Source organism: Brevundimonas sp. (assembly GCF_036400995.1).
Classification (GTDB): Bacteria; Pseudomonadota; Alphaproteobacteria; order Caulobacterales; family Caulobacteraceae; genus Brevundimonas.
Window position 1 is genome coordinate 1 of sequence record NZ_DASWWG010000112.1, and the last position, 4,505, is coordinate 4,505.

Here is a 4,505-nt window from a genome sequence, read left to right on the forward strand (position 1 = left end):
CCGGCGGCGGCGGGGGCGGCGCGGGCTCGGGTGGCGGCGGCGGCGGCGGATCAGGCGACGGCGGCGGCTGTGATCTGGTGCGCGAGATCCAGAACGCCCTTCGCGACGACGCCGAGGTGCGCGCGGCGGTGACGGCCGCCCATCGGGCCGCCGGCTCGAACCGGGCCCTGCTGGTCTGGGACGGCGACTGGCGCCAGACCCCGGGACAGGCCGGCAAGGGGCTGGCGGGCGTGCGTCAGGCCATCGCCCTGGAGGTGGCCTTCGCGCCCCAGGCCTGCCGCCGCGAGGCCATGCGCGGCATGGTGCTGTTCACCCTCGGCGACGGCCCGGGCGCCGCGCGCGTGGCGCTGGGGACCGGCAGCTGGCGATGGAGCGACCTGCTGGGCTCACGGTGACGCTGCCGTAAATCGGTCTTGAGCCGGTCGCGGTGCGGACGCGTCCCCGCCCTAGAGGCGCGCCCGGGCGAGGCAGGTCGCGAGATGAACGGCGGACAACAGGACCCTCAGGTTCAGTTGGGCCCGATCGTTGCATACCGCGACAGTCGAGGTTGCTCGACAGGGTTGTGGGGCTGAACGTGAAAATCGCTATACTTGCAGGGACACGTCCCGAGGTCGTCAAGCTGGCGCCCGTGCGCGCGGCGCTGGCCGCAAGCCGGGACCTGGAGCCGGTGTGGATCTCCACCGAGCAGCAGGGCGCGCTGAACGCCCAGGCGCTGGAGACCTTCGGCATCGCGCCGGAGTTCCGGCTGGCCCCGCCGTCCCCCGAGCGGACGCTGGGCGGCCGTTTCGCCCAGATCATGGACCGGCTGGACGAGGTGCTGGGCCGCCTGCAGCCCGGGCTGGTGCTGGTCCAGGGCGACACCTCGACCACGGCGGCGGGGGCGATGGCCAGCTTCGCCCGGCGCATCCCGATCGGCCATATCGAGGCGGGCCTGCGGACGTTCGACCTGGATCAGCCCTTCCCCGAGGAGGGCTGGCGCTGCGTGGTCGGCCAGCTGGCCGAGCTGCATTTCGCCCCGACCGAGGCCGCGGTCCGGAACCTGCTGCGCGGGGGCGTGTCCCAGCACCGGATCCATATGACCGGAAATACCGGAATCGACGCCGTCAGGCTGTCCGGCGCCCGCGTGACGCCCGCCCCGCTGACCGGCGGGCTGCGGCGCGTGCTGGTGACCGTGCACCGGCGCGAGAACTGGGGTCCCGAATTGGAACAGATTCTGGCCGCGCTTGTCCTGCTGCGGGACAGGGTGGCCGATATCGAGGTCGTTTTCGCCGCCCACGCCAACCCGGCGCTGCGCGGTCGGGTGGACGCCGCCCTGCAGGGGCAGGACCGCATCCGCATCGTCGAGCCGCTGGACTACCTGGGCTTCCTGTCGCACCTGAAGAGCGCCAGCCTGGTGCTGTCGGACTCCGGCGGCGTGCAGGAGGAAGGGCCCGTGCTGGGCGCCCCGGTGCTGGTCCTGCGCGACACCACCGAACGCGCCGAGGCGATCGAGGCGGGCGTCGCCCGTCTGGTCGGCACGCGCACGCGGGATGTGCTGGAGGCCGCCGCCCACCTGCTGACCGACGAACCCGAGCGCATGCAGATGGTGCGCGCCGTCAGCCCATTCGGCGACGGCTTCGCGGCCGAACGCATCACCGACATCATCTCGCGCTGGAGCCCGTCGAAGGCGCCCGGTGGCGAACAGATCCGGGCGGCGGTCTGACCATGTCCCCCGTCGCGGCCGCCACCCTCGGGTACTGGCTGACCTTCCTGGCGGCGCACGCGCCGACGGGCGCGGACCTGTACGCCGCCGCCCTGGCCTACTGGGCCTTCCTGCGCTGGGCGGTGATGATCTCGGCGGTGCTGATCCTGATCAGCTCGCTGGACGACCTGCTGATCGACCTGGCCTACTGGTGGGGCCTGCTGGTCCGCTTCTGCAGCTTCTGGGACCGCCCGCCGCCGCAACGGCTGCTGGAGCGCGAGCCCGAGAAGCTGATCGCCATCATGGTGCCCGCCTGGCAGGAGTCAGACGTCATCGCCAGCATGGTGGCCAACACCAACAACACCTTCGACTACAGCCGCTACCACATCTTCGTGGGGGTCTACGCCAACGACGCCGACACCCGGCGCGAGGTCGAGAAGGTGCGCCAGCGCTTCCCGAACGTGCACCGCGCCGAGGTGCCGCACGACGGCCCGACGTCCAAGGCGGACTGCCTGAACTGGATCATCCAGAACATCCTTCTGTACGAGGAGCGGACAGGCGAGAAATTCGGCGCCTTCCTGATGCACGACGCCGAGGACGTGGTGCATCCGTTCGGGCTTAAGACGGTCAACTGGTTCGTCGACGAGGCGGCCATGATCCAGATGCCCGTGCTGTCGATGGACCGCAAATGGAACAACCTCGTCGCCTGCCACTACATGGACGAGTTCGCCGAGTTCCACACCAAGGACCTGCCGGTCCGCTCGGCGCTGGCCCGGATGACCCCGTCGGCGGGCGTGGCCACCGCCTTCCACCGCCGGGCCATGATGGCGCTGGTCGAGGAGAAGGACGGCCAGCCGTTCAACACCGACAGCCTGACCGAGGACTATGACGTCGCCCACCGCCTGAGCGCGCTCGGCTACCCGTCGCAGTTCGTGCGCTATCACGCCCGGACGCCGCGCCAGCGGAAGGCCTGGTTCCGCAAGGGGATGGTGGACATCCACCGCCGCGAGCTGGTGTCGACCAAGGAATTCTTCCCGCACAAATTCTTCTACAGCGTCCGCCAGAAGGCGCGCTGGACCCTGGGCATCTCGATCATGGGCTGGGCCCAGCTGGGCTGGTTCGGCGGGCTGGTGAACCGCTACTACCTGTTCCGCGACCGCAAGGCCCTGTTCACGGCCCCGGTCGGCATGTTCGGCTATGTCATCGTCATCCAGCTGCTCGGCATGCTGCTGGTCGAGAAGATCTGGCCGGAGGCGGTGAACCTGCCGCCCGTGATCGATCGCCACTGGGTATGGGTGATCGTGACCATCAACTTCTTCTTCCTGGTCAACCGCATCCTGCACCGGGCCTGGTTCACCGGGCTGAACCATGGCCTGAAGCACGTCCCGCTGACGCCGATCCGGATCGTGACCTCGAACCTGATCTCGTTCGGCGCCTTCTGGCGGGCCTCGCGCCAGTACATCAGCCACCTGATCACCCGGCGTCCGATCGCCTGGGACAAGACCCAGCACGCCTACCCGTCCCTGTCCGAGCTGCAGCAGGGCTCCGGCCGGCTGGGCGAGACCCTGCGGTTCTGGAACCACGTCAGCGAGGCCGACCTGACCCGGGCGCTGGAGGCGCAGAAGTCCGGCTACCGTCCGCTGGGCCTGCTGCTGCTCGACCTGGCGGCGGTGGACGACGACCATCTGGCCGAGGCCTTCGCCGAGCGCGGCGAGACCTACGCCTCGATCTTCGATCCCTTCCAGATCGACCGCGAGGTGCTGAACCTGCTGACGCCCGCGGAGGCCGCCCGCTACGGCGCCGTGCCCCTGCGGCGGAACGGGTCGGGCATCGACGTCGCCCTGGCCGAACCCCTGCCGCCCGAGCACCGGGCGGCGCTGGAGAGGCGCTTCGGCCAGCAGGGCGTGCGCAGCGTCCGTTTCCTGTTCGCGCCGCTGAGCGACATCGCCTTCGCGATCCGGTTCGCCTGGGGCGACGATCCCTTCCCGGCGGTGCGCGAACAGCTGGCGCGGCTGCGGGCCGCGGGCGGGCTGGACGCCTCGCGCGAAGCCATGCTGTGGCGCTCGGTGCGCGCGGGCTATGCGCGACTGGGCGACATCCTGATCCGTCAGGGCCGCATCACCCACGCCGACCTGCAGACCGCCCTGGCCGCGTCGCGCGCCGACGGCCGCTCGCTGGGCGAGACCCTGACGCGGCTGCGCATGGTCTCGGCCGCCGACATCGAGGCCGCGCTGAAGGACCAGCGCAGCGCCCGCTGGCTGAACGAACAACTGGCCGAAGCGCTGAAGAGCGCGCCGGTCGATCACCGTCACGAACCCGTCTGACCCCTCGAGGCCCCGCCGTGAACCGCTCCCTGCTTTTCGCCTCCGTCGCCCTGGCCGCCGCCGGCGCCGCCGTGCTGCCGCCCGTCCAGGCCCATGCCCAGGACGGGGCCCAGACCGTGACCCCAACCGCCGGCGGATATGCCGAAGCCACCACCGCCTATCAGGCGATGAACGCCGGCCGTCCCGGCGACGCCGTCGAGCCCGCCCGCCGGGCCGTCAGCGCGGTGCCCGACAATCTGGAATGGCGGCTGCTGCTGGTCGACGCCCTGATTGGCTCGGACCGCAACGCCGAGGCGCTGGCCATCCTGCAGCCGGTGGCGGGCAGCTGGGATCACCGGGTGCAGACCCGCCGCGCCGAGACGGCCCGCGTGACCGGCGATCTGGCGCAGGCCGCCGAGGCCTACGGCCTGGCCGCGCCGCTGGCGCCGACGGCCGAGAGCCGCGCCTATCTGACCCGGGCGCGGGCGCAGGTTCTGGTCCGGCTGGGCCGCGCGGCCGAG

3 protein-coding genes and 1 pseudogene are annotated in these 4,505 nt (G+C 71.3%); all 4 read left to right on the forward strand.

The window, feature by feature from the left end; translation table 11 throughout:
* Positions 1–395: pseudogene (locus tag VGE03_RS15320) on the forward strand (hypothetical protein); the annotation flags it as partial.
* A 179-nt stretch (positions 396–574) separates the two neighbouring features.
* Positions 575–1,702, forward strand: a complete 1,128-nt coding sequence (gene wecB, locus VGE03_RS15325; RefSeq protein ID WP_331047343.1) for a non-hydrolyzing UDP-N-acetylglucosamine 2-epimerase — start codon at positions 575–577, stop codon at positions 1,700–1,702.
* 2 nt (positions 1,703–1,704) lie between these two features.
* Positions 1,705–4,005, forward strand: a complete 2,301-nt coding sequence (locus VGE03_RS15330) for a glycosyl transferase family protein (protein WP_331047344.1) — start codon at positions 1,705–1,707, stop codon at positions 4,003–4,005.
* Between the two features lie 17 nt (positions 4,006–4,022).
* On the forward strand, positions 4,023–4,505 hold a 483-nt coding region (locus tag VGE03_RS15335; protein ID WP_331047345.1), incomplete at its 3' end, for a tetratricopeptide repeat protein.

Bases quoted from the DNA above. Each gene is read 5' to 3' on its own strand.
- VGE03_RS15330 (WP_331047344.1), top strand. From the start codon at position 1,705: ATGTCCCCCGTCGCGGCCGCCACCCTCGGGTACTGGCTGACCTTCCTG.